Below are 21,932 nucleotides of genomic sequence, written 5' to 3' on the forward strand. Positions count from 1 at the left end.
TAAGGCGTAGCGAGGTAGGGGTGGGTGCTCAGGTAGGGGCGTGGGGAGCGCCCCCTGGCACCTACCTGAGCACTCGTCCCTACCTCGCGGTCGTCCCTCCCCGCGCGGTCGTCCCTCCCCGCGCGGTCTCTGAGCGGGCCGGGCGGGCAGCGGGCCCGGCTCGTCGGGGAGGTCTCGGGCGGCGCCCCTTGTGCGGGCCGTGCGCTCGTTTCCATGACGGGCACGGTCACGGCATGGCGGCTTCCGCACCATGAGGCGCAGGCGCGGAGCAATTATGGCCTGAGATCCGCAGGTGCGGCAGAATGGCCCCATGGACTACCGAATTGCGGAAGCCGCCGAGCTGCTGGGCGTCAGCGATGACACGATGCGCCGCTGGGTCGACGCCGGCCGCGTGGCCGGCGGGACCCGGGGCGGGCGCACCGTGATCCCCGGCGCCGACCTGGCCGAGCTCGCGGCGTCTCTCGTGGACGCGCGCGAGCACGAGCGCACCCGTGGCGGTTCGGTCAGCGCCCGCAACCGGATGACCGGGCTCGTCACCCGGGTCACCCAGGACACGGTGATGGCGCAGATCGACATGGTCTGCGGCCCCTACCGGATGGTCTCCCTGATGAGCGCCGAGGCGGCGGCCGAGCTGGGTCTCCGCCCGGGTGTCCGGGCCATCGCCTCGGTCAAGGCCACCAACGTCGTGGTGGAGCGGCCCCGATGACGGGCCCGGCAGCCCGGCGGACGAGCCTGCGCCCGGCGGGTCGCCGGAGGCAGCGGCGCGGCGGGATCCGGGCGGGGGCCACGGGGCTCCTCGTCGTGGGGCTCGCCGGGTGTGCCGGAGGGAGCGGTGACGACACGGTCCAGGTGCTCGCCGCCGCGTCCCTCACCGACGTGTTCACCGAGCTCGGTGCACGGTTCGAGGCCGAGCACGACGGCGTCGACGTCGAGCTCTCGTTCGGCTCCAGCACCGACCTCGCCGAGCAGGCCGCGGACGGCGCGCCCGGCGACGTGCTCGCCACCGCCGACGAGGACTCCCTGCGGATCGCGACCGACGCCGGTGCCGCCGTCGACCCCACTGTCTTCGCGACGAACGTCCTGGTCATCGCCACGCCGCCGGACAACCCGGCGGGCATCGGGTCGCTCGGCGACCTGGTCGGCACCACCTGGGTGCGCTGCGCGGACCAGGCCCCGTGCGGGAAGGTCGCGCGGGCCGTGCTCGACGGTCACGGGATCACGGCGGAGCCCGCGAGCCTGGAGGAGGACGTGCGCGCCACCCTCGACAAGGTGGTCGCGGGCGAGGCGGACGCCGCGCTCGTCTACGCCACCGACGCCGTCGCCGCGGGGGACGCCGTCACCGCCGTCCCTGTCCCCGGGGCGGAGCGCGACAAGAACTCCTACCTGATCGCCGCACTGGACCAGCCCGGCGACGCCGGGCTCGCCGCGGAGTGGATCGACTTCGTGACCGGCCCGGAGGGCCAGGAGGTGCTCACCGAGGCAGGGTTCTCCGGGCCATGACGGGGACGACGGCGAGCTCGTCCGTGCCCGGCCCCGGCCCCGGGCGCGGGGCCGCTGGAGGTGCCGGGCACGGGCCGCGCGAGGCCGGCGCCCGGCGCCGGCCGCGGGACCCTCTGGGCCGCGCCCCGCTCGTGCTCGTGGTCCCGGCGGCTCTCGCGGTCCTGCTGCTCGTGATCCCGCTCGTGACGACGGTCCTCGCCACGGACCCGGCGAGCCTGGTCGCCGCGCTCGGGTCGCCGGTCGTGCGGGAAGCGTTGTGGCTCTCGGTCACGACGTCGACCGCCGCGATCGCGATCTGCCTGGTGCTCGGCCTGCCGCTCGCCTGGGTGCTCGCGCGGGTCGACTTCCCGGGCCGCAGGCTGGTGCGGTCCCTGGTCATCGTGCCGATGGTGCTGCCGCCCGTCGTCGCCGGCATCGCCCTGCGCACCGCGTTCGGCCGCTCCGGCCTCCTCGGTGCGCCCCTGCTCGACCTCACCGGGTTCGCGTTCCCGTACACGACGTGGGGCGTCGTGCTCGCGCACGTCTTCGTCGCGCTGCCGTTCGTCGTGATCAGCACGGAGGGGAGCCTGCGCGCAGCGGGCTCCGCGTACGACGCGGCGGCCGCCACCCTCGGCGCCGGGCGCTGGCTCACCTTCCGCCGTGTCACCGTGCCCCTCGCGCTGCCCGGCGTCGCCGCCGCCCTCGTCCTCGGCTGGGCGCGCTCGCTCGGCGAGTTCGGCGCGACCATCACCTTCAACGGCAACTACCCCGGCACCACGCAGACGATGCCGATCCTGATCTACGTCGAGCGGCAGTCCGACACCGACGCCGTCCTCGCGCTCAGCCTCGTCATGCTGATCGTGTCCGTCGGCGTCCTGGTCGCGCTCCGCGACCGCTGGCTGGTGACGGCATGACCGGGCTCTCCGCCCGCCTGTCGGTTCCCGGGCGGCTCGACGCCGAGCTCGTCGCCGCGGCCGGCGACGTCGTCGCCGTCGTCGGCCCCAACGGGGCGGGGAAGACCACGCTCGTGCAGGCGCTCGCGGGCCTGCAGCCCGCCGGGGGATCCGTGCGCCTCGGCGGTTCCGACCTGTCGGCGCTACCGCCGCAGGACCGGCACGTGGGGGTGGTCTTCCAGGACCGGCGACTCTTCCCGCACCTCAGCGCGCTGGAGAACGTGGCGTTCGGGCCACGCACGCGCGGCGTCCCGGCCGAGAGGGCGCGGGACGCCGCCCGCGACTGGCTCGGCCGCCTCGGCGTCGGTGAGCTGGCGGGGCGCCGGCCAGGCGAACTGTCCGGCGGGCAGGCGCAGCGGGTCGCGATCGCCCGGGCGCTCGCGAGCGACCCCGTCCTGCTGCTGCTCGACGAGCCCTTCGCGGGGCTCGACGTCGGCGTCGCGGCCGCGCTGCGGATCGAGCTCGCCCACCATCTCGCGGCGTACGGCGGCATCACGGTCCTGGTCACCCACGACGCGCTGGACGCCCTCACGCTCGCCACGCGGGTCGCGGTGCTCGACGGCGGCCGCCTGGTGCAGTCCGGTTCCCCGCAGGAGGTCGCCGCACGGCCCCGCACGGCGCACGTCGCCCGGCTGGTGGGCCTCAACGTGATCCGCGACGGCGACCGCTTCCGGGCGTTCCCGCCGTCGGCCGTGACGGTCTCGCTGCACGAGCCCGACGACTCGGCACGCCACCACTGGCCCGGCACGGTCCGCGGCGTGGCGCCGCACGGTGACGCGATCCGCCTGCAGGTCCACGGCGAGCACGACCTCCTCGCCGACGTCACGCCGGCATCCACCCGAGACCTCTCCCTCGCGCCGGGCCGCCAGGTCTGGCTCTCCGTCAAGGAGCTGGCCATCACCACCTACGGCTGACCGCCGTCCGCCTGCGGGCGTGACCACGCCGTCCTGCGGGGTGAGTGCGCTCCCACCCGGCAGGACGGCCTGGTCGGCCGAGGCCGCAGGCCGTCTCGGAGAGCGGCTGCGGCCGCGGGCTCAGGCCGTGACGACCTTCAGGTCGGTCGGGACGTTGCCGCGGGTGGCGTTGGAGTAGGGGCAGACCTGGTGGGCCGCGGCGGCGAGGCGCTCGGCGGTCGGCGTGTCGACGCCGCCGATCTCCACCGTGAGGACGGCCTCCAGGCCGAACCCGCCGTCAGCGTTCGGGCCGATGCCGACCTCGGCGGTGACCGAGGTGTCGCTGATCGCCGTCTTCTCCTGCTGGGCCACCCGCTTGAGCGCGCTGTGGAAGCAGGCCGCCCAGCCGGCCGCGAAGAGCTGCTCCGGGTTGGTCTTGCCGCCGTTGCCACCGAGCTCCTTCGGGGTGGCGAGGTCGACGTCGAGCAGGCCGTCCGACGTCGTGGCGTGGCCGTCGCGGCCTTCCCCGACGGCGGTGGCGGAAGCGGTGTAGAGCACGGACATGAGGTCCTCCATCAGTAGTAGAAAGAACGGTCGTTCTACCGGTTGGGCAACTACACCCCGTCGAGGCGGTCCCTGTCAAGGCGCGGGGGCTACCGTTGAGTCATGACGACCGAGGGACAAGGCGCACCCACCGTCACGGTGGGGAGGCGCTCCGCCGCCCGCGAGCGCCTGCTCCGCACGGCCTCCGAGCTGTTCTACGCGGACGGCGTCCGCGGGGTGGGGGTGGAGCGGGTGGTGGCGGAGGCGTCGGTCACGCGGGCGACGTTCTACCGGCACTTCGCGGGCAAGGAGGCCCTGGTGGTCGCGTACATCGAGGCGACCGACGCGGCCCTGCGGGAGCGTGCCGCGGAGCTGCCGTCGGGGGACGCGGGGGCGTGGCTCACGCAGGTGACGGACCTGGTGGGGGAGACGTTGTGCGCGCCGGGCTTCCGGGGCTGCGCGTTCATCAACGCGGCCGCGGAGTACCCGGATCCGGGCAGTCCGGTGCGGCGGGCGGTCCGCGCCCACCGGGACTGGCTGGTCGGGGTGGTGTCCGAGGCGCTGCGGGGTGCGGGGCACCCGGCTCCCGAGGAGGCGGGCCGGCGCTGGATGGCGCTGCGCGACGGGGCGATGGTCGGTGGTTATCTGGGGGACCCGCGGCAGGCGCGGGCCACGTTCCGGGCGGCGCTGCGTGACCTGCTCTCGGAGGCTGCCTGAGGGAGGTGGTGGGGCGGACGCCGGGCGGTTCCTGTGATCCGGACCGATACTCGGGACCATGTGGTCCGAACTGCGGTCGGCGGTCATCCCGGAGTCTCAGCGGCGCACGCTCGACGAGCTGACCGAGGAGCTCGACCTGTCCGCGGGGGACGTGCGGGCGAACGCGTCGGGGTTCTGGTCCATGCTCGTGCTGTCGGGGGTCATCGCGACGGCCGGCGTCCTGTCGGACTCGACCGCGACGGTGATCGGCGCGATGATCATCGCGCCGCTGTCCCGGCCGATCATGGGGATCGCGCTGGGGCTCGTGAAGCGCCGGATCGGCCGGTCGCTGATCGTGACGGTGCTCGGGTCGCTCCTGGTGGTCGGGGTCGGCGCGCTGTTCGCGCTGTTCCCGTTCGGGTCGTTCGACGCGGTGACGAACACGCAGATCACGGGCAGGACGTCGCCCGGGATGTACGACATGATCGCGGCCGTCGCGACCGGGTTCGCGGGGGCGATCGCCCAGGCGCGCCGTGACCTGTCGGCCGTGCTCCCCGGTGTGGCGATCGCGATCTCGCTGGTGCCGCCGCTCGCCGTCGTCGGCGTGTGCGTGGGGCTCACGGAGTGGGCGATGGCGTTCGGCGCCCTGTTCCTGTTCCTGTCGAACCTCGTCGCGATGGTGCTCACCGGGACCCTGGTGTTCACCGCCCTGGGCTACGCCGGAGAGTCCCTGGAGGAGACGGGTGTGGTGGGGTCGACCCCGCGGGCTCGTGCGACCCTCACGGTCCTGGCGGTCCTGGTCGCGCTGCCGCTGGTGGCCAACACCGTCGCGATCTACGTGGTCCACGCGTGGGAGGACGGGGTGCGGACCGCGGCCGAGGAGTGGCTCGCGGACACCCCGACGGCGGCGGTGACGGGGGTGGCCGTCTCGCTCGGCAAGGTGAACGTCACGGTGCAGGCGCCGGGCGCCCTGCCCTCCGGAGGCTCCCTGCTCCAGGCGTTGCACGGGGAGATTCCCGACGGGTTCGAGGTGTACCTCACCACCGCCGTCGGCAAGGAGACGACGGTCGGCTCGGTGGGCGGTGCCTCCGGGTCCTGAGCGGCGCGCGGGGGCGGGGCCGGGGGCGCGCCGCCCGCGTGGACGGCTCGCGAGGGCCTATCGGCGCAGCCGGTGCGGTCCGAGCGACGACGAGTGGCGGGAGGCGTGCGGGGGTCTGGCGGCGGGCGACGGTGCGGCCGGGCGGGTCGGGTCGGGGCGCGCGGGGTGGTCCGGGTGTCCCGCGCGGACCGGGTGGCCGGCCGTACGGTGGGTGGTCGGCACGTGCCGACCACCCACCGTGGGCGTGGGCCGGGGTGCGGTGTCGGCCGGGCCGGTGGTCTCGGCGGGGCCGCCGGTCGCCGGCGTCGGGTCCGCCGGCGTGGCGGTCGCGGCGTCGACGTCGGTCTCGGCGTCGGCGTCGGCGTCGGCGGACCGGCGGGGCCAGTGCAGCACCGTGAGCGACACGCACGCGGCGACGAACCCCATGAGCCAGCCGGCCGGGATGTCGCTGAGCCAGTGGTAGCCCATCCAGGCGACGAGGGTGCCGCTCACGGCGAGCAGCCCGGCCACGACGACCGCGCCCCGGCGGACGCGGCGCGGGTCGGGGCGCAGCCCGGCGGACCCGTACAGCAGGAACACCACCATCGTCGCGGTGAACGCCGTGTTGGCGGCGTGCCCGGAGGGGAAGGCCTGCCCGCCGGCGTGCAGCAGGTCGGTCCCGGTGACCGGGCTGGAGCGGCCCAGGCCGAACTTCACCGGATAGCCGATCGCCGCGATCGTCGCGAGCCCGGCCATCACGGCGTAGAGGGGACGCAGCCAGCCCTGCCGGTAGGCCACGAGCGCGCCGGTGCCCATCACCACCGGGACGGTCGCCCAGCGTTCGCCGGTGAAGAACGCCTGGACCTCGAGGAACGTCGCCGTGCGGCCCTGGGCGCGGTGGGCGTAGACGAACTCGCGCACGACCCAGTCCCACGCGACGAGCGGGCCGGCCGTGATCACCTGGAGCACCATCCACGCGAAGACGAGGGCCAGGACGCCCCCGACGGTCGCCGGGCCGATCCACGGCTGCGTCTCGCTGCTGCTCCGGGCCGCGTGGAGGTCGGCGCGCACGCGCCCGACGACCGCGGCCAGCGCGGCACGGGTGCTCCCTGGCTCCGGCCCGAGGCGCGCACGGCCCGGGACGGTGAACGCGCCGACGTCCGATAGATCCCGGCCTGACGCGTTCGGGTACGGCATCCCCTGAGCCCCCTGGATTCGCAACATCGCAGCGATCTTATGGTCGAATTCACCCACCCGTACCGGGTTGTGCCCGGGTCGCACGAGAGATTCACAAGGCCTGGGAAATGGTTATGGCGCCGTGATGTTCGCAGGCCACCGGCGCGCGACGGTTCGCCACCGCCCGCCGACGTTCCTTCCGCCGGGCACGGCCTGCGAAACTGGTGCCATGGCCCCCCGCCCGCACGTGCTCCTCTCGGTCGCGGCGTCCCTCGACGGGCACATCGACGATGCCGGTACCGAACGGCTCCTGCTCTCGGACGCCGCGGACCTCGACCGCGTCGACGGCGTCCGCGCGCAGATGGACGCCATCCTCGTCGGGGCCGGGACGGTCCGCGCGGACGACCCGCGCCTCGAGGTCCGCTCCCCGAGCCGGCGCGCCGAGCGGGTCGCCGGATCGCGTCCGGCGACGCCGCTCAAGGTCACGGTCACCGCGGGCGGCGCCCCCCTCGACCCGCGGGCACGGTTCTTCACGGGCGACGCCGGCCGGGTCGTCTACACCACCGACGCCGCGGCGGGCGCCGTGCGCGCCCGTCTCGGGACGCTGGCCGACGTCGTCCCCGCCGGGCCGGGCGTCGCCCCGGACACGATCCTGGCCGACCTCGCCGCCCGCGGCGTCGAGCGGCTCATGGTCGAGGGCGGCGGCCGGATCCACACGATGTTCCTCACCGCGGGCCTGGTCGACGAGCTGCACCTCGTGCTCGCGCCGTTCTTCGTCGGGGACGACGCCGCCCCGCGGTTCACCGGGGCAGGGGCTTTCCCGCAGGATCCCGCGCGCCCGATGACGCTCCTGGAGGCCCGGGCCATGGGGGACCTCGTCCTGCTCCGCTACGCGCCCGTACCTGGACCCGGTATCGGGCGATGAGCGGCACGGAGGTGGTCACGTCCGCCGATCGCGAGCTCCTGCTCGAGGCGATCGCGCTGGCGGAGCGGTGCCCGCCGTCGCGCACGGCGTTCAGCGTCGGGGCGATCATCGTCGCCGACGACGGCACCGAGCTCGGTCGCGGCTGGTCGCGCCGCCACGACCTGACCGAGCACGCCGAGGAGGCGGCCCTCGCGGACGTCCGCGGCGACGACCGGCCCCGGCTGCGCGCCGCGACGATCTACACGTCGCTCGAACCCTGCGGGAAGCGGGCGTCCCGCGCGGTGACCTGCACCGAGCACATCCTGGCCGTAGGGATCCCGCGGATCGTGTTCGCGTGGTCGGAGCCGGCCCTGTTCGTGGAAGGCCGCGGCGCCGAGACCCTGCGGCGCGCGGGCCGCACGGTCATCCAGGTCCCCGACCTGGCCGACGCCGCCCGGGACCCGAACCGCCACCTCCTGCGCGGGGACTGAGCGCCGGGCCGCCCGGCCGTTCCCCGCTGCTGCCGCCGGCAGGACAGGGCGGGGCACGGCGGCCGTCAGCGCAGGGTGGCCGCCTCCTCGACGATCTCCGTGATCTCCGCCGCCAGGGCCGCGCGGTCCGCCGGGACCAGGCCGATCCTGGTGCGCCGGTCGAGGACGTCGTCGGCGTCCAGGGCGCCCTCGTGGGTGACCGCCCACTCGATCTCGGCGCGCGCGATGCGCACGTGCCCGGCGGTGCCGCGGTCGTCCAGCCCGGCCGTCGCCGAACCGACGCGCGCCTCCCGGACCACCCGCCCGGCCTCGGCCCCGTGCCGCGACACGATCCCGGCCCGCAGCCGCCGGTCCATCCCGTCCCTGGCCGCCGCCTCTCCCGCGGAAGACTCCGGCCCTGCGCCCACCAGCGGCAGCGCGGGCGTCCGGCACGGACCGGCCACCAGGCCCGCACGGGCGACCGCCAGGTCGACCGCGTCCTGCGCCATCCGGCGGTACGTGGTGAGCTTGCCGCCCAGCACGTTGACCGCGCCCGTGCCCTCCGACACCCGCACCAGGTGCCGCCGGGAGACGTCCGCGGAGCGGCGGCCGTCGTCGCCGGCGTCGACCAGGGGGCGCAGGCCCGCGTACGCGCCGACGACGTCGTCCCGGGTGAGCGGCACCTCCAGCGCCCGCGAGACCGCCGACAGCAGGAACCCGACCTCGCCCGCCGAGGGCTCGGCGACGTCGGGCACGGGCCCGGGCGCCTCCTCGTCCGTCAGCCCGACGGACACGCGCCCGTGCTCCTGCGGCAGCGCGAACACGAACCGGCTGATCGACCCCGGCAGGGGGACCATCAGCCCTGCCACCGGGTTCCCCAGCCGCTGCGCCGGGACCACCACGTGCGTGCCCCGGCTCGGCCGCAGGCGTACCGACGGGTCGACCGTCCCCGCCCAGACCCCGGTCGCGTTGATCACCGCACGGGCCCGCACACCCAGGCTCGCGCCGGTCAGGGTGCAGGTCAGGTCGGCGCCGCCGGGCCCGACGCGATCGGCCCGCACCCGGGTCAGGATCCGCGCACCCCGCCCCGCCGCCGTGCGCGCGAGCGCCACGACGAGCCGCGCGTCGTCCACGAGCTGTCCGTCGTGACCGAGGATCCCGCCGCGCAGACCGTCCGACGCCAGGGCGGGAGCGAGGCGGAGCGCCTCGCCGGCGCTCGTGCACCGCCAGGACGGCAGGGCCGACGACGGCGTCCCGGCGCCCCGCCGCAGCAGGTCACCCAGCGACATACCGATCGCCGACGTCGCCACCTGCCGGGCGGACACCGCGGGGAGCACCGGGACGAGCTGGCCGAGCGGGCGCACCAGGTGCGGTGCGGTCCGCGTCATCAGCAGGTGACGCTCGCGGGCGCTCTCCCGGGCGACGCCGACGTCGCCCGTCGCGAGGTAGCGCAGCCCGCCGTGCACCAGCTTCGAGCTGAACCGCGACGTGCCCCAGGCCAGGTCGTGGGCCTCCACGAGGGCCACCGACAGGCCCCGCGACGCGGCGTCCAGCGCGACACCCGCACCGGTCACGCCCCCGCCCACCACGAGCACGTCGACCGGTGCCGAGGAGAGCTCGTCCAGCTCACGGGCGCGTCGTGCCGCGTGCAGGGCGGTCGGGCCGGGGCGGGTCACGGGTGGAGGTAGGCGTCGAGGACGTGCGCCAGCTCGGCACGCCACGCCTCGTCGTCGACGAGGTCGGCGACGGTCGGGCCGGAGAGCAGCGCGCCCTGGGAGATGATCAGGACCATCAGCCCCATGTCGTGCGTGTCGCCCGCGCGGACGGTCCCGCCGGCCTGTGCCGCGCCGAGCGCGGCGGCGATCCACTCGTGGATGACGCGCTGCGACCGCCCGATGCGCTGCAACGTGTAGCGGGTGAACACCTCGGGCTCGCGCTGCAGCAGGCGCCGGAACACAGGGTCGGCGCGGAACAGGTCGCCGAACTCCAGCACGCCGCGCACGATCCCGCCGCGGTCGGGGGCGGGGCCGTGCCGCCCCACCCGTGCCACCAGCACCTGGGCGCGCTGCCCGAGGAGGGCTCGCACGACGTCGTCGGACGACCCGAAGCGCCGGTACACCGTGGGACGGCTGACCCCGGCTTCGCGCGCGACCTCGGCGATGGTCAGGCCCCGCAGTCCGCGGCCGGCGACGATGCGCCCCGCGGCGTCCAGGAGGCGTGCCCCGACCGGGTCGGGCGCCTCCTCCAGGAGACCGCCGGTGACCCGCCCCGGCAGGCTTGCGTTACGAACTGACATGATGTGTAACACTGTAATCCATGAGCGAGCAGAGCGACATCCTCGACATGCGCTGGGACGGCTGGGGCGACCCCGCCAAGGCTGCCGAGAAGCTGCCCGGCGGGATCACGCTCCTGCTCACCGCTGTGCTGGGGCGCCGGCCCCGGCGCGCCCCGCGGCTCGCGCCCGCCGACGTCGAGCTCACCACCCCCGCGCTCGACCCCGAGGACGTGCGGGCGCTCGCGGACGCCGTGGGCACCGAGCACGTCCGCACCGACCACGAGGCACGCCTGCTGCACGCCGGCGGGAAGTCCACGCCGGACCTCCTGCGCCGCAGGGCGCGCCGGCAGGCGGCGCCCGGCGCCGTGGTGCTGCCGGGCGCCGAGGCCGAGGTCGCCGCCGTGCTGCGGGTCGCGGGCGAGCGAGGGCTCGCCGTCGTCCCGTTCGGCGGCGGGACCGCCGTCACCGGAGGGCTGCGGCCCGACGCCGGGGACCACCGGGGCGTGGTCAGCCTCGACCTGCGGAGGCTCGCGGGCCTGGAACGGCTCGACGAGGTGTCCGGCGAGGCGACGTTCCGGGCCGGCACGCGGGCGCCCGCGGCCGAGGCGGCGCTCGCGGAGCACGGGTTCGAGCTGGGGCACTTCCCGCAGAGCTTCGAGTTCGCGTCGCTCGGCGGGTTCGCGGCGACGCGCTCCTCGGGCCAGAGCTCGGCCGGTCACGGGCGGTTCGACGCCATGGTCACGGGGCTGCGCGTGGTCACCCCGACCGGGACGCTGGACCTGGGGCGGGCGCCGGGATCGGCGGCGGGTCCGGACCTGGTGCGGCTGTTCCTCGGGTCGGAGGGCGTGCTCGGGGTGATCACGCAGGTGCGGCTGCGCGTGCACGAGGCTCCGGCCGAGCGGCTGTTCGACGCCTTCACGTTCCCCGACTTCCCTACCGGTACGGACGCCCTGCGGCAGGTGGTGCAGCAGGGCACGGGGCCGACGGTGATCCGGCTGTCGGACGAGGCGGAGACCGCGGTGTCGCTCGCGCAGGTGGGGAGCATCGGCAAGGCGCTGAGCAAGGGGTGCACCGCCGTCGTGCTGCACGAGGGGCCGGCGGGCCCGGCCCGGGCGCGGCGGGACGCGACGGCCGCCGTGCTGACCGCGGCCGGCGGGAGGACGGCGCCCGCCCGTCTGGCGGAGTCCTGGGACCACGGCCGGTTCGGCGCCCCGTACCTGCGCGACACGCTCCTGGAGCACGGGGTGTTCGCCGAGACCCTGGAGACCGCCACCACCTGGTCCGGCCTGAGCACGCTGCGGGCCGCGGTCGTCGAGGCCCTGGCCGCGGGGTTCGACGCGGCCGGGGTGCGTCACCGGGTCCTGTGCCACGTGTCGCACGTGTACCCCACGGGCGCGTCGCTGTACTTCACGGTCGTCGCGGGCCCGGTCGGCGACCTGGCCTGGGAACCGGTCAAGGCGCGCACGAACGACGCGATCATGGCCGCGGGCGGGACGATCTCCCACCACCACGGCGTCGGGACGGACCATGCGCCGTGGCTGGAGCAGGAGATCGGGGAGCACGGTCTCCGTGTCCTCCGCGCCGTCAAGCGGGAGCTGGACCCCGCCGCCGTCATGAACCCGGGCACGCTCGTCCCCTGAGGCCCGGCGACCCGCCCGCCGAGCGCACGGCATCGGCGGGGTCCCGGCGCCCGGAAGCCGCCGAGACGGTGCGCTCGGCGATCCGGGGAGAACGTAGGATCGGGCGCGTGAAGCGTGTTTCGGCGGGCGTGGCCTGGCTCGGGGGCGTGTCGGCCGTGCTGCTCGCGCTGGGAGCGTGGCAGGTCGCCGTGTCGGGGCCGTTCGTCGCGCCCGACTGGACCTTCCATCTCTGGGCCGAGGCCCACTTCCCCACCGGCATGGAGAAGGAGCTGCTGGACGGCTTCGCCAGCGTCACCGGTGAGCGCATCTTCACCCTCCCGGTCCTCGGTCTCGTCGCCGGCTGGCTGGCGTTGCGCGAGCGGGACTGGCGTCCCCTCGTCGCGGTGCTCGCAGGGCTGGCGGTGATCGCCGTCGTCGGCTACTCGATCAAGTTCGGACTGGGCCGGACCATGCCGCACACCGGGATGGACGTGCTGCACGGCGGCGGGCGGGCGTGGCCGTCGGGGCACGCCGCGAACGCCACGTACACGTGGGCGATGGCGGGGATCCTGCTGATCGGTGAGCGCGGCCTGTGGCCCCGGCCCCGGTGGTTCGTGCCGTGGATGACGGCCTCCGCCGTCGTCGCGCTCAGCTCCGGATGGGTCATGGCGCGGGTCGACTACCACTGGCTCAGCGACGTCCCCGGCGGCTGGGTGCTCGGCCTCCTGGCGCTGGCCGTGTCGACGGCGGTGCTGCGCGCCGGGCCGCCGATCGTCGTGCAGGCCCGCTGGGTGCTCCGGCTGCGGAGGATGCTGTACCGGCCACGGCCGTGATCGACATCGAGTCCGGATCGTAGGCTGCCGTTGACCGGATTCTTGTCGTTCGTCCGCTAGCATCCTCAAAGATTCTTGTGCGGACCATCACAAGACCAGGTGTACCTGGAAGGAAGCAGTATGGACGGCAGCAGCGGGCACGTCGGAGTGCTCGTCAATCCCGCCTCGCGCCGCGGTGCGGGGACGGGCCATGCCGGTGCGGTGGTCCGCCGTCTCGAGGAGCGCGGCGCCACGGTCCGTACCTACCAGGGCGCGACGTCCGCGGAGACCGCGAGCCTCGCCCGCGAGGCGGTCGCCGCCGGCCCCGACGTGCTCGTGGTCAGCGGCGGGGACGGGACCGTCGCCTGCGCGCTGCCGTCCCTGCTCGGCACCGGTGTGCCGCTCGCCGTCGCCGGCGGGGGCACGGGGAACGACCTCGCCCGCGCGCACGGCATCCCCACCGACCCGCACGGTGCGGCCGACGTCGTGCTCGACGGCGACCGTCGCCCGGTCGACACCGGCACCATCACCGACGACGCCGGGACGGTCACCCCCTTCGCGACGATCGCCTGCGCCGGGTTCGACTCGCGCGCCAACGAGCGCATCAACCGCATGCGCCGCCCCCAGGGCGCCGCGCGGTACACGCTCGGCACCTACCTCGAGGTTCTCGGGCTGCGCACGCACCGCTACACGCTCGCCGCCGACGACGGCGAGCCGTCCGTGGTCGCCGGCCACCTGCTCGCGATCGGCAACACGCGCTACTACGGCGGCGGCCGCCCGATCCTCCCCGACGCCGACCCGGCCGACGGGCTCCTGGACATCACGCTCGTCGAGGCCGTGGGACGCCTCGGCCTGATCGGCCTCGACAAGCCCATCAAGCGCGGCGAGCACCTGAGCCGCCCGGGCGTCCGGGCGCTGCGCGCCGCCTCCGTGCGCGTCGAGACCGACGACGACCTGATCATGTACGCCGACGGCGAGCGGGTGGGCCCGCTGCCCGTCACCGTGACCGCCCACCACCGCACCCTGACGCTCTGCCTGCCGAGAGCGGAGCACACCGTGACCGCACAGCACACCGTGACCGAACCCATACCTGGACGTGGACCGAGGGGGAGATCATGACGGAACAGTCACACCGGCGCGTGTCGCCGGAGCAGACCCAGCACCCGTCGAACCCGCCGAGTCGCCCGAACCCGCAGGATTCGCAGAGCCGACCGGACCCGCAGAGCTCGCAGGACCCGCAGAGCCGACCGGGCTCGCCGCCGCCCGCCCGCCGGTCGCCGGGCGGGGCGATCGACCTGCCGAGCGTGGCCGCGGCGCGGAACCCGATCGAAGAGCTGGTCCGGCTCCGTGAGGTGCACGACCGCACGCTCCTCGCCGAGACCACCGCGGGCCACGACCAGGCGGAGGTGTACACCGGGCTGCGGGAACGCTGGGGCTCCGTGGCACCCGTCGACCTCGAACCAGGGGTCCCCGCCTGGCTCGTGCTCGGCCACGCCGAGGCGGTCGCCGTCCTGCGCGACGACCGCACCTTCGTCAAGGACCCGTCCACCTGGCGCGGCCACGACGAGGAGCTGCTGGGCATGCAGTCCGGGCTGCACCTGCTGATGTCCCGCGTGCCGCAGCCCACCGCGATCAACCACGACGGCCCCGAGCACCTCCGGCTGCGCGCCCCGATCGACGACGCGCTGGAGCAGGTCGACGAGATCCGCACCGCCGTCGTCACCCGGCGACTCTGCTCGATGCTGATCGACCGGTTCGAGTCGCGCGGCCGTGCCGACCTGGTCGGCGAGTACGCGGCCGCCGTGCCCTTCCTCGTGATGTCCGAGCTGGCGGGATACGACCCCGAGGACGCGCAGCGGCTGCAGGAGATCACCCGCGCCATCTTCGAGAAGGGCGCCGACGCACGGCAGCTGACCCGGGAGCTCCAGCAGATCGTCCGCGGGCACCTCGCCACCAGCCGAGAGCGGTCCTCCCGGGACATCGCGGGCGTCCTCGCCCGGCACCCGGCGTTCGAGACCGACGCCGAACGGGCGCAGACGCTCATCGCGGTCACGTCGACCGCGAGCACCACCCTGCTGCCGTGGGTGGCGCAGACTCTCACGCTCGTCCTGACCGACCAGCGCTTCTCCGAACGTCTGCGCGGCGGCCGGCTCAACATCGACGACGCCCTGGACGAGGTCCTGTGGCGCTCCACGCCCAACCCGAACATGGTGCCGCGGTACGCCACCCGCGAGGTCGTGCTCGGCGACAAGCTCATCGAGCGGGGCGAGGCCGTGGTGACGTCCGTGCACGCGGCCAACCACGACCCGGCCATCCAGACCGACGACCCGTGGGCGGAGGTCGGCAACCGCGCCCACCTCTCCTTCGGTGCGGGCCCGCACGCCTGCCCGGCGCCGCGTCTCGCGCGGATGATCGCCCGCATCGCCGTCGACACCCTGGTCCGGCAGCTGCACCTGACGTTCGACGGCGACCCCGCCGACCTCAGGTGGGCACCGACGCCGTGGCTCCGCCACCCCGCGCGGCTTCCGGTGACCTTCCCCGTTCCCCGCCGGGCCGACGAAGAAGAAGGAAGGTAGCCAGATGCAGATCGGGATCCCCGACGACGCGGGGCCGCTGGTCGCCGCGACGCCGTCGACCACCGAGAACCTGCTCGCCCTCGGGTACGACGTCGTCCTCACCCAGGGCGCCGGCACGGCCGCGGGCCTGCTCGACGACGACTACCGCGCCGCCGGCGCGCTCGTCGTGCCGGACCCGGACGTCGCGTGGAGCTCGGACGTGGTGGTCTGCACCGTCGTGCCCGACGACGTCGCGCAGCGGATGCGACCCGGCGCGACCCTCGTGTCCCGGCTCGCCCCCGCCGCCCACCCCGACCGGGTCCGCACGCTCGCAGACCGCGGGATCACGGCGCTGGCCCTCGACGCCGTGCCCCGCATCTCCCGGGCGCAGTCCCTCGACGTGCTCTCCGTCCTGTCCAACGTCGCCGGCTACCGGGCCGTCGTGGAGGCCGCCGCCGAGTACTCCGGCATGTTCGGCGGCCAGGTCACCGCGGCCGGCAGCACCCGGCCCGCCACCGTCTTCGTGATCGGGGCCGGCGTCGCCGGGCTCGCCGCCCTCGGCGCCGCGACCTCCCTCGGCGCCCGTGTGCGGGCGTTCGACGTCCGGCCCGAGGTGGCCGAGCAGATCGAGTCGATGGGCGCCGAGTTCGTCTCCGAACCCGAGGCCCAGCAGCAGGTCAGCGCCGACGGCTACGCCGCGCCCCTCACCGAGGAGCAGCTCGCCGCCGCCCTGCGCCTGTACACGCGGGAGGCCGCCGCGGCCGACGTCGTCATCACCACCGCGCTCGTGCGCGGCACCGCGCCGACCACGCTCACCGCCGAGGCGGTCGCGGCCATGCGCCCCGGCTCGGTCGTCGTCGACCTCGCCGCGCCCGGAGGGGGCAACTGCGAGCTCACCGTCCCCGGCGAACGGGTCGTGAGCGGCAACGGCGTCGTCGTCCTCGGGTACACCGACCTGCCCGCGCGCATGCCGCGCCACACCTCCGAGCTGTACGGCACCGCCGTCTCCAACCTGCTCACCCTGCTGACACCCGGCAAGGACGGCGAGTCCCGGCTCGACCTGGACGACGTCGTGCAGCGCGGCATGACCGTCGCCCGCGACGGCGAGGTGCTCTGGCCGCCGCCCGCCGTGCAGGTCAGTGCGGCCGGCGCCGCCCCCGCCGCACCGCAGGCCGCGGAGACCACGCCCGGTACGGGGAACGACACGGCGCGACGCCGGCCCGCCTGGCTCACCGGGGCGCTGGCCGTCACCGGCGCCGTGCTCGGCGGGCTCGCGGTCGCCGTGTCGCCGGACGAGACCGTCGGGCACTTCACGGTGCTGGCGCTCGCGGTCGTCGTGGGCTTCTACGTGATCCGGTCCGTCACGCACGCCCTGCACACGCCGCTCATGAGCCAGACGAACGCCGTCTCCGGGATCATCCTGGTCGGCGCGCTGCTGCAGATCGGGTCGTCGTCGTTGCTGGTGACCGTGCTGGCGACGATCGCCGCGGCGGTGGCGAGCATCAACGTGTTCGGCGGTTTCCTCGTCACGCGCCGGATGCTGCGCATGTTCCGGAGGGCCGACGACGTGCCCGCCGCCGGCACCACCGAGGGGAGCGCGCGATGACGATCACCGGACTCGTCCAGGGCGCCTCCGTGGTGGCGGCCGTCCTGTTCATCCTGTCCCTGGCGGGACTCTCCCGGCAGGAGAGCGCGAAGCGCGGCGTCAACCTCGGCATGGTCGGCATGGCGCTCGCGCTCGGTGCGACGATCGCGCTCGCGCTCGTGCGCTCCGAGCGGCCCGTCGGTGTCACCGCGGCGCTGATCCTGCTCGTGCTGCTGGTGGGCGCGACCGTGGGGACCTGGCGCGCGCGGAGCGTCGAGATGACGCAGATGCCCGAGCTCATCGCGCTGCTGCACTCCTTCGTGGGGCTCGCGGCGGTGCTGGTGGGGTTCGGGTCCTTCCTCACGTCGTTCGGGCCCGGGGAGGGCGCGTCCGGCGGTGACGCCGCTGCGCCCGGCGCCGAGACCGTGCACGCCGTGGAGATCTACCTCGGCGTGCTGATCGGGGCCGTGACGCTCACCGGGTCGCTCGTCGCGTTCGGCAAGCTGTCGGGCAGGCTCCGGTCCGCGCCGGTGACGCTGCCCGCGCGGAACTGGCTCAACCTCGGCGTCGTCGTGGCGTGCGGGGTGCTGCTGGCCTGGTACCTGGCCGCGGTCGGGCCGGTGGGCGGCGGGACGGCCGTGGCGCCGCTGCTGCTCATGACGGTCCTCGCCCTGGCGCTGGGCTGGCACCTGGTCGCGGCGATCGGCGGGGGCGACATGCCCGTGGTCGTCTCGATGCTGAACTCCTACTCCGGGTGGGCGGCCGCGGCCGCCGGGTTCATGCTCGGCAACGACCTGCTGATCATCACGGGCGCGCTGGTCGGGTCCTCCGGGGCGATCCTCAGCTACATCATGTGCCGGGCGATGAACCGGTCGTTCGTGTCGGTGATCCTCGGCGGGTTCGGCACGGCGCCCGGCGCGGCGGCCGCCGACGGCCCGGCGGGCACGCACCGTGAGACCTCGGCGGGTGCGGTCGCGGCACAGCTCGTCGGGGCGCGGTCCGTGATCATCGCTCCCGGGTACGGCATGGCCGTGGCCAAGGCGCAGTACCCGGTGGCGGACCTCGCGGCGAAGCTGGCCGAGCGCGGTGTGCGGGTGCGGTTCGCGATCCACCCGGTGGCCGGGCGCCTGCCCGGGCACATGAACGTGCTGCTCGCCGAGGCCAAGGTGCCGTACGACGTCGTCGAGGGCATGGACGAGATCAACGGGGACTTCGGCGAGACCGACGTCGTGCTCGTGATCGGCGCCAACGACACCGTGAACCCCGCCGCCCAGGAGGACCCGGCCTCCCCGATCGCGGGGATGCCCGTGCTGGAGGTGTGGCACGCGCGCGACGTCGTCGTCTTCAAGCGGTCCATGGCCACGGGCTACGCCGGGGTGCAGAACCCGCTGTTCTTCAAGGACAACACGGAGATGCTCTTCGGTGACGCCAAGGACCGGGTGGAGGAGATCATCAAGGCGCTGTGAGGCGCAGATCCCGGCGAGCGCCGCGACGAGCCGAGGCCTAGAGCTCACGCTGAAGAAGGCCAAGGCCGGGATCCTGGCGCCCGTCAGCGTTCCTGGCCTTGTTTCCGCTTCATCGGCGGTGGCGGCTGTCGACCGAGTGTGTCGCTGTGGATCGGCCTGCCGTCCGGTCAGCCGGTTTACGCGGTACTCGGCGTTCTAGGTTCGCGGTAGCCTGTCCGCGTGACCGAGCACGCGCGTCCCGAGCCCGTCCGCCGGACCGTCCGCGCCCAGGACGGGCACGAGCTCGCCGTGAGCACGTTCGAGCCCGCCGGGGAGCCGCGCGGGGTCGCCGTGATCGCGCCGGCGTTCGCCACGCCCGCGTCGTTCTACGCGGCCTTCGGCGGCTGGCTCGCGGGGCACGGGGTCCGGGCCGTCACGTTCGACTACCGGGGCTTCGCCGGCTCCTCGGGCGGACGCCACCTGCGCGAGGTCGACGCCGACCTGCTGGCCTGGGCGCAGGACGCGGCCGACGTCGTCGGCTGGGCCGCGCAACGCGCCGACGGCGCCCCGGTGACCTACGTGGGGCACAGCCTCGGCAGCCAGATCCTGGGCCTCGGGAGGCACGAGGTGGTGGACCGCGCGCTGTTCGTGGCCGGCGGGAACCCGCACGCCGAGATCAGCCGGTCCCGCATGGCGTGGGCGGCCCCGTTCGCGTTCCGGGTGCTGCTGCCCGCGGTGATCCGGATGAACGGCTACTACCCCGGCAAGCGCGTGCGGTTCATGGGCAACGCACCCGCCGGGGTGATGCGCCAGTGGATGCGCTGGGCGCTGCACCCCGAGTACCTCCTGGGCGAGGTGCCGCATGCCGCCGACGCGTACGCGAGGGTCGAGCTGCCCATCGTGTCCCTGCACATGACCGACGACGAGCTCGTGAGGCGGGAGACCACGGAGGCCATGGAGAAGTGGTACTCCGGTGCGGAGCTGACCCACCGCGAGGTCACGCCCGCCGAGATGGGCGCCGAGCGGGTCGGCCACCTGGGCTTCTTCCGGCCGAGGTTCGCACAGGGCTGGGACCAGGTGGTCCTCCCGGCGATCGCGCGCGCGGGGTAGGGGCGCCGGGCCCGTGCCGGTGTGGTGTGTCGCCGGCGATCGAGCCGCAGCGGTCAGCACACCCGGGTGCCTGACGTCGCCGTCAGGCCGGCGTACGCCGACGTCAGCCGGGCAGTGACCGGGCCGGGGCCGGAAGCCGGCCCGGTGTCCGTCGTCCTGCCCGGTCCGGCCGCCGTCTCGCCCGTCCCGATCGGGCGGCCGTCCACCGACAGCACCGGTGCGAGGCCGCCCATCGTGCCCGTCACGAACGCCTCGTCCGCGGTGTACAGGTCCGTCAGGGAGAAGTCGCCGACCGCCGCGGGGATGCCGACCTCGGCGGCCAGGCCGAGCACCGTCTCGCGGGTGATGCCCTCCGGGCAGGCCCGGGTGGTGGAGGTGCGCAGGACGCCGTCGGCCACGTGGAAGACGTGGGTGGCGTTGGTCTCGGCGAGGTAGCCGGCGTCGTCCAGCATGAGCGCGTCGTCGGCGCCGGCCACGTTCGCCTCGATCTTCGCGAGGATCGACGTGAGCAGGTTGTTGTGGTGGATCTTCGGGTCCAGGGAGTCGGCGCGGTGCCGCCGCACGGACGACGTCACCAGGGTGATGCCGCCGGCGTCGTACACGGGCGGCTTGAACTCCGCGAGCACGATGAGCGTCGGCCCGGCCTGGTTGAGCCGGGGGTCCATGCCGGACGTGATCTTCTCGCCGCGGCCGAGCGTGAGGCGGACGTGCACGTCGTCGCGCATGTCGTTGGCGGCGAGGGTCTCGCGGACGGCGGCGATGATCACCTCGTCGGACGGGATCTCGGTGAACGCGAGCGCCTTGGCCGAGCGCCGCAGCCGCGCGAGGTGCTCCGTCAGCCCGAAGATGCGGCCGTCGTGCAGGCGTAGCCCCTCCCAGACGCCGTCCCCGCCCTGGACCAGGGAGTCGAACGGGCTGACCCGCGCCTCGTCACGGTGGGTGAGCCTGCCGTTGATCCAGACCTGCAGGTCACGGTTGCGCTCGTCGAAGGTCTGCAGCATGGTGATTCCTCTCCTGGTGGGGGACCGGCGGGCCTCGGTGCCGAGCGTGGGGTGTCACGGTCGCAGGGCGTACGGCGCGAGCCGCTCGTAGTACGGCAGGCAGCGTTCGAGCAGGGGTCGGAGACGGTCCGGGAGCGGGTCGCCGGTGCCCGGCGACTCCGCCGCGAAGCCGGTGGACGCCTCGACGCCCGCGTACCAGTGCTTCGCCCAGACGCCGTCCTGCGCGCGGGGTCCCGGCGGCCAGGACAGCATCGCGTCGTCGAGCCCCAGGCCGAGCGCGCCGCACAGCGCGGTGAGCGTGGTGCGGGGGTCGCGCAGCACGTCGGCGGCGTCGACGACGGGCCCGCCGAACCGCTCGTACAGCTCGACCTGCTGCGGCAGCCCGAGGTCCTCCAGGGTGGGCTCCGCCCGCACCTTCGCGTAGGAGACCAGCACCCGCTCGGGGTCGCGGACGAGGAACGCGTGGGTCAGGAGGGCCAGCGGCTCGCGCGGGGTGCTCGGCAGGATGTGGTGCGTCATGTGCTTCTGGTAGTGGACCGGCGTGGAGACGGCGCCGGCCGTGAGCTCGCGCAGCACCGTCGCCGGGTCGGGAGACTGGGACGCGATGATCTCCGCCGCGTCGGGGTGGGCGATCCCGGTGGTGTCGAGGTAGGCCGCGTACAGCGGCTCGTCGACGACGGACGTGTCCGCCCGGTTCCCGAAGCTCCGCATCATCGCCGTGGAGAGGTTGCGAGGGCCGGACCACATGGCGATGCGCAGCGTCATGTGGTGCAGGGTACTCAGGCGCGCCGGCGGTCGCGGTAGGCGGCGACCGCCGCGCGGTTGCTGCACCGGGTGCTGCAGAACCTGCGCGAGCGGTTGCGCGAGAGGTCGAGCACCAGCCCCTCGCAGGTCGGGTCCGCGCAGACCGACAGGCGTGACATCTCGTCGGAGCGGATCAGGTCGGTGACGGCCAGCGCGGTCTCCGCCGCGATGTGCTCGGCGAACGGGGCGTCGTCGGGCACGGAGTGGAGGTGCCAGTCGGTGTCTCCGTGCCGGACGAGGCGGGGGACGGCCGAGACGTCGGCGAGCACGCGGTTGGCCAGGCCCGCGGCCGTGTCACGGTCCGCGGTGAGGAGCGCGCGCAGGCGGGGGCGCAGCGCCTGGACGCCGGCGAGCTCGGCCGCGTCGCCGTCGTGCCGGACCGTGTAGCCGTGCGCCGTGTAGAAGGCGTCCAGGTCGGTGACGGTCTCCAGGGTGAGCGGCGGCTCGGCCGAGTTCACGAGGGCGACGGCGGCCCGCAGGTTCGGTTCGGTGTCATGCTCGAAAAGCATGTTGACATATTACCTCGCATGGCCC

Annotated in this window: 22 protein-coding genes; 15 read left to right on the forward strand and 7 right to left on the reverse strand. The window is 74.8% G+C overall.

Annotated elements, in window-relative coordinates; all coding sequences use genetic code 11:
* Positions 1-310: 310 nt before the first annotated feature.
* From ACYU96_RS00930 to ACYU96_RS00945, 4 genes are read left to right on the forward strand one after another with little or no spacing between them, the layout of a single operon-like run.
* Positions 311-706, forward strand: coding sequence for a TOBE domain-containing protein (locus tag ACYU96_RS00930; RefSeq protein ID WP_460748178.1), 396 nt, complete (start codon positions 311-313; stop codon positions 704-706).
* A complete protein-coding gene (gene modA, locus ACYU96_RS00935; RefSeq protein ID WP_460748180.1) occupies positions 703-1,500 on the forward strand; it encodes a molybdate ABC transporter substrate-binding protein in 798 nt (265 codons plus the stop codon). Before ACYU96_RS00930 ends, modA begins: the two co-directional genes overlap by 4 nt.
* Positions 1,497-2,393: an ABC transporter permease gene (locus ACYU96_RS00940; RefSeq protein WP_460748183.1), complete on the forward strand. Its 897-nt coding sequence runs from the start codon at positions 1,497-1,499 to the stop codon at positions 2,391-2,393. Before modA ends, ACYU96_RS00940 begins: the two co-directional genes overlap by 4 nt.
* A complete protein-coding gene (locus ACYU96_RS00945; RefSeq protein WP_460748185.1) occupies positions 2,390-3,346 on the forward strand; it encodes an ABC transporter ATP-binding protein in 957 nt (318 codons plus the stop codon). The genes ACYU96_RS00940 and ACYU96_RS00945 overlap by 4 nt, the downstream gene beginning before the upstream one ends.
* Before the next feature lie 120 nt (positions 3,347-3,466).
* Here ACYU96_RS00945 and ACYU96_RS00950 read toward each other — a convergent pair whose 3' ends face one another.
* Entirely contained in the window at positions 3,467-3,889 is a 423-nt protein-coding gene (locus ACYU96_RS00950) for an organic hydroperoxide resistance protein (protein ID WP_460748186.1), read from the reverse strand.
* 102 nt (positions 3,890-3,991) lie between these two features.
* Here ACYU96_RS00950 and ACYU96_RS00955 point away from each other — a divergent pair, with 102 nt between their 5' ends.
* Together ACYU96_RS00955 and ACYU96_RS00960 are read left to right on the forward strand one after the other, a co-directional pair.
* Entirely contained in the window at positions 3,992-4,585 is a 594-nt protein-coding gene (locus ACYU96_RS00955) for a TetR/AcrR family transcriptional regulator (protein WP_460748188.1), read from the forward strand.
* Between the two features lie 58 nt (positions 4,586-4,643).
* Positions 4,644-5,663: a DUF389 domain-containing protein gene (locus ACYU96_RS00960; protein WP_460748189.1), complete on the forward strand. Its 1,020-nt coding sequence runs from the start codon at positions 4,644-4,646 to the stop codon at positions 5,661-5,663.
* A gap of 57 nt (positions 5,664-5,720) precedes the next feature.
* Here ACYU96_RS00960 and ACYU96_RS00965 read toward each other — a convergent pair whose 3' ends face one another.
* The gene (locus ACYU96_RS00965) at positions 5,721-6,866 is read right to left on the reverse strand and encodes a phosphatase PAP2 family protein (protein WP_460748191.1); all 1,146 of its coding nucleotides are present in this window, start codon (positions 6,864-6,866) and stop codon (positions 5,721-5,723) included.
* Between the two features lie 181 nt (positions 6,867-7,047).
* Here ACYU96_RS00965 and ACYU96_RS00970 point away from each other — a divergent pair, with 181 nt between their 5' ends.
* Positions 7,048-7,743 carry a RibD family protein gene (locus tag ACYU96_RS00970; RefSeq protein ID WP_460748192.1) on the forward strand — a complete coding sequence of 232 codons (696 nt, stop codon included), beginning with the start codon at positions 7,048-7,050 and terminating at the stop codon, positions 7,741-7,743.
* Entirely contained in the window at positions 7,740-8,213 is a 474-nt protein-coding gene (locus tag ACYU96_RS00975; RefSeq protein WP_460748194.1) for a cytidine/deoxycytidylate deaminase family protein, read from the forward strand. Before ACYU96_RS00970 ends, ACYU96_RS00975 begins: the two co-directional genes overlap by 4 nt.
* Before the next feature lie 65 nt (positions 8,214-8,278).
* On the opposite strand, the gene ACYU96_RS00980 is transcribed toward ACYU96_RS00975, so the two are convergent.
* Positions 8,279-9,868: a glycerol-3-phosphate dehydrogenase/oxidase gene (locus ACYU96_RS00980; RefSeq protein WP_460748196.1), complete on the reverse strand. Its 1,590-nt coding sequence runs from the start codon at positions 9,866-9,868 to the stop codon at positions 8,279-8,281.
* A complete protein-coding gene (locus tag ACYU96_RS00985; RefSeq protein WP_460748197.1) occupies positions 9,865-10,488 on the reverse strand; it encodes a TetR/AcrR family transcriptional regulator in 624 nt (207 codons plus the stop codon). The genes ACYU96_RS00980 and ACYU96_RS00985 overlap by 4 nt, the downstream gene beginning before the upstream one ends.
* A gap of 20 nt (positions 10,489-10,508) precedes the next feature.
* On the opposite strand from ACYU96_RS00985, the gene ACYU96_RS00990 reads away from it, so the two are divergent.
* The 7 genes from ACYU96_RS00990 to ACYU96_RS01020 all read left to right on the forward strand — a co-directional run bounded on the left by ACYU96_RS00990 (position 10,509) and on the right by ACYU96_RS01020 (position 19,593).
* Positions 10,509-12,107 carry an FAD-binding oxidoreductase gene (locus tag ACYU96_RS00990; RefSeq protein WP_460748199.1) on the forward strand — a complete coding sequence of 533 codons (1,599 nt, stop codon included), beginning with the start codon at positions 10,509-10,511 and terminating at the stop codon, positions 12,105-12,107.
* Between the two features lie 107 nt (positions 12,108-12,214).
* The gene (locus ACYU96_RS00995; protein WP_460748200.1) at positions 12,215-12,919 is read left to right on the forward strand and encodes a phosphatase PAP2 family protein; all 705 of its coding nucleotides are present in this window, start codon (positions 12,215-12,217) and stop codon (positions 12,917-12,919) included.
* A gap of 120 nt (positions 12,920-13,039) precedes the next feature.
* The gene (locus ACYU96_RS01000) at positions 13,040-14,017 is read left to right on the forward strand and encodes a diacylglycerol/lipid kinase family protein (protein WP_460748202.1); all 978 of its coding nucleotides are present in this window, start codon (positions 13,040-13,042) and stop codon (positions 14,015-14,017) included.
* Complete coding sequence (locus tag ACYU96_RS01005; RefSeq protein WP_460748204.1) at positions 14,014-15,474, forward strand: cytochrome P450; 1,461 nt, start codon at positions 14,014-14,016, stop codon at positions 15,472-15,474. Before ACYU96_RS01000 ends, ACYU96_RS01005 begins: the two co-directional genes overlap by 4 nt.
* 4 nt (positions 15,475-15,478) lie before the next feature.
* Positions 15,479-17,059: a Re/Si-specific NAD(P)(+) transhydrogenase subunit alpha gene (locus tag ACYU96_RS01010; RefSeq protein ID WP_460748206.1), complete on the forward strand. Its 1,581-nt coding sequence runs from the start codon at positions 15,479-15,481 to the stop codon at positions 17,057-17,059.
* On the forward strand, positions 17,056-18,504 hold the full coding sequence (pntB, locus tag ACYU96_RS01015; RefSeq protein ID WP_460748207.1) for a Re/Si-specific NAD(P)(+) transhydrogenase subunit beta: 1,449 nt from the start codon (positions 17,056-17,058) through the stop codon (positions 18,502-18,504). Before ACYU96_RS01010 ends, pntB begins: the two co-directional genes overlap by 4 nt.
* A 219-nt stretch (positions 18,505-18,723) precedes the next feature.
* Positions 18,724-19,593, forward strand: a complete 870-nt coding sequence (locus tag ACYU96_RS01020; RefSeq protein ID WP_460748209.1) for an alpha/beta hydrolase family protein — start codon at positions 18,724-18,726, stop codon at positions 19,591-19,593.
* 53 nt (positions 19,594-19,646) lie between these two features.
* On the opposite strand, the gene ACYU96_RS01025 is transcribed toward ACYU96_RS01020, so the two are convergent.
* The 3 genes from ACYU96_RS01025 to ACYU96_RS01035 are packed head-to-tail and all read right to left on the reverse strand — an operon-like array spanning position 19,647 to position 21,907.
* A complete protein-coding gene (locus ACYU96_RS01025; RefSeq protein ID WP_460748210.1) occupies positions 19,647-20,594 on the reverse strand; it encodes an aminotransferase class IV in 948 nt (315 codons plus the stop codon).
* Positions 20,595-20,648: 54 nt separating this feature from the next.
* Entirely contained in the window at positions 20,649-21,359 is a 711-nt protein-coding gene (locus ACYU96_RS01030; RefSeq protein WP_460748213.1) for a sulfotransferase-like domain-containing protein, read from the reverse strand.
* 14 nt (positions 21,360-21,373) lie between these two features.
* Positions 21,374-21,907, reverse strand: coding sequence for a CGNR zinc finger domain-containing protein (locus tag ACYU96_RS01035; protein ID WP_460748215.1), 534 nt, complete (start codon positions 21,905-21,907; stop codon positions 21,374-21,376).
* Positions 21,908-21,932: the final 25 nt, after the last annotated feature.

The sequence above is a fragment of the Myceligenerans cantabricum genome, from assembly GCF_054777735.1.

Excerpts from the sequence above, each read along its gene's own strand:
- ACYU96_RS00930 (WP_460748178.1), top strand. The coding sequence starts at position 311 with ATGGACTACCGAATTGCGGAAGCCGCCGAGCTGCTGGGCGTCAGCGAT.
- modA (WP_460748180.1), top strand. The coding sequence starts at position 703 with ATGACGGGCCCGGCAGCCCGGCGGACGAGCCTGCGCCCGGCGGGTCGC.
- ACYU96_RS00940 (WP_460748183.1), top strand. The coding sequence starts at position 1,497 with ATGACGGGGACGACGGCGAGCTCGTCCGTGCCCGGCCCCGGCCCCGGG.
- ACYU96_RS00945 (WP_460748185.1), top strand. The coding sequence starts at position 2,390 with ATGACCGGGCTCTCCGCCCGCCTGTCGGTTCCCGGGCGGCTCGACGCC.
- ACYU96_RS00950 (WP_460748186.1), bottom strand. The coding sequence starts at position 3,889 with ATGTCCGTGCTCTACACCGCTTCCGCCACCGCCGTCGGGGAAGGCCGC.
- ACYU96_RS00955 (WP_460748188.1), top strand. The coding sequence starts at position 3,992 with ATGACGACCGAGGGACAAGGCGCACCCACCGTCACGGTGGGGAGGCGC.
- ACYU96_RS00960 (WP_460748189.1), top strand. The coding sequence starts at position 4,644 with ATGTGGTCCGAACTGCGGTCGGCGGTCATCCCGGAGTCTCAGCGGCGC.
- ACYU96_RS00965 (WP_460748191.1), bottom strand. The coding sequence starts at position 6,866 with ATGTTGCGAATCCAGGGGGCTCAGGGGATGCCGTACCCGAACGCGTCA.
- ACYU96_RS00970 (WP_460748192.1), top strand. The coding sequence starts at position 7,048 with ATGGCCCCCCGCCCGCACGTGCTCCTCTCGGTCGCGGCGTCCCTCGAC.
- ACYU96_RS00975 (WP_460748194.1), top strand. The coding sequence starts at position 7,740 with ATGAGCGGCACGGAGGTGGTCACGTCCGCCGATCGCGAGCTCCTGCTC.
- ACYU96_RS00985 (WP_460748197.1), bottom strand. The coding sequence starts at position 10,488 with ATGTCAGTTCGTAACGCAAGCCTGCCGGGGCGGGTCACCGGCGGTCTC.
- ACYU96_RS00990 (WP_460748199.1), top strand. The coding sequence starts at position 10,509 with ATGAGCGAGCAGAGCGACATCCTCGACATGCGCTGGGACGGCTGGGGC.
- ACYU96_RS01000 (WP_460748202.1), top strand. The coding sequence starts at position 13,040 with ATGGACGGCAGCAGCGGGCACGTCGGAGTGCTCGTCAATCCCGCCTCG.
- ACYU96_RS01005 (WP_460748204.1), top strand. The coding sequence starts at position 14,014 with ATGACGGAACAGTCACACCGGCGCGTGTCGCCGGAGCAGACCCAGCAC.
- ACYU96_RS01010 (WP_460748206.1), top strand. The coding sequence starts at position 15,479 with ATGCAGATCGGGATCCCCGACGACGCGGGGCCGCTGGTCGCCGCGACG.
- pntB (WP_460748207.1), top strand. The coding sequence starts at position 17,056 with ATGACGATCACCGGACTCGTCCAGGGCGCCTCCGTGGTGGCGGCCGTC.
- ACYU96_RS01025 (WP_460748210.1), bottom strand. The coding sequence starts at position 20,594 with ATGCTGCAGACCTTCGACGAGCGCAACCGTGACCTGCAGGTCTGGATC.
- ACYU96_RS01030 (WP_460748213.1), bottom strand. The coding sequence starts at position 21,359 with ATGACGCTGCGCATCGCCATGTGGTCCGGCCCTCGCAACCTCTCCACG.
- ACYU96_RS01035 (WP_460748215.1), bottom strand. The coding sequence starts at position 21,907 with ATGCTTTTCGAGCATGACACCGAACCGAACCTGCGGGCCGCCGTCGCC.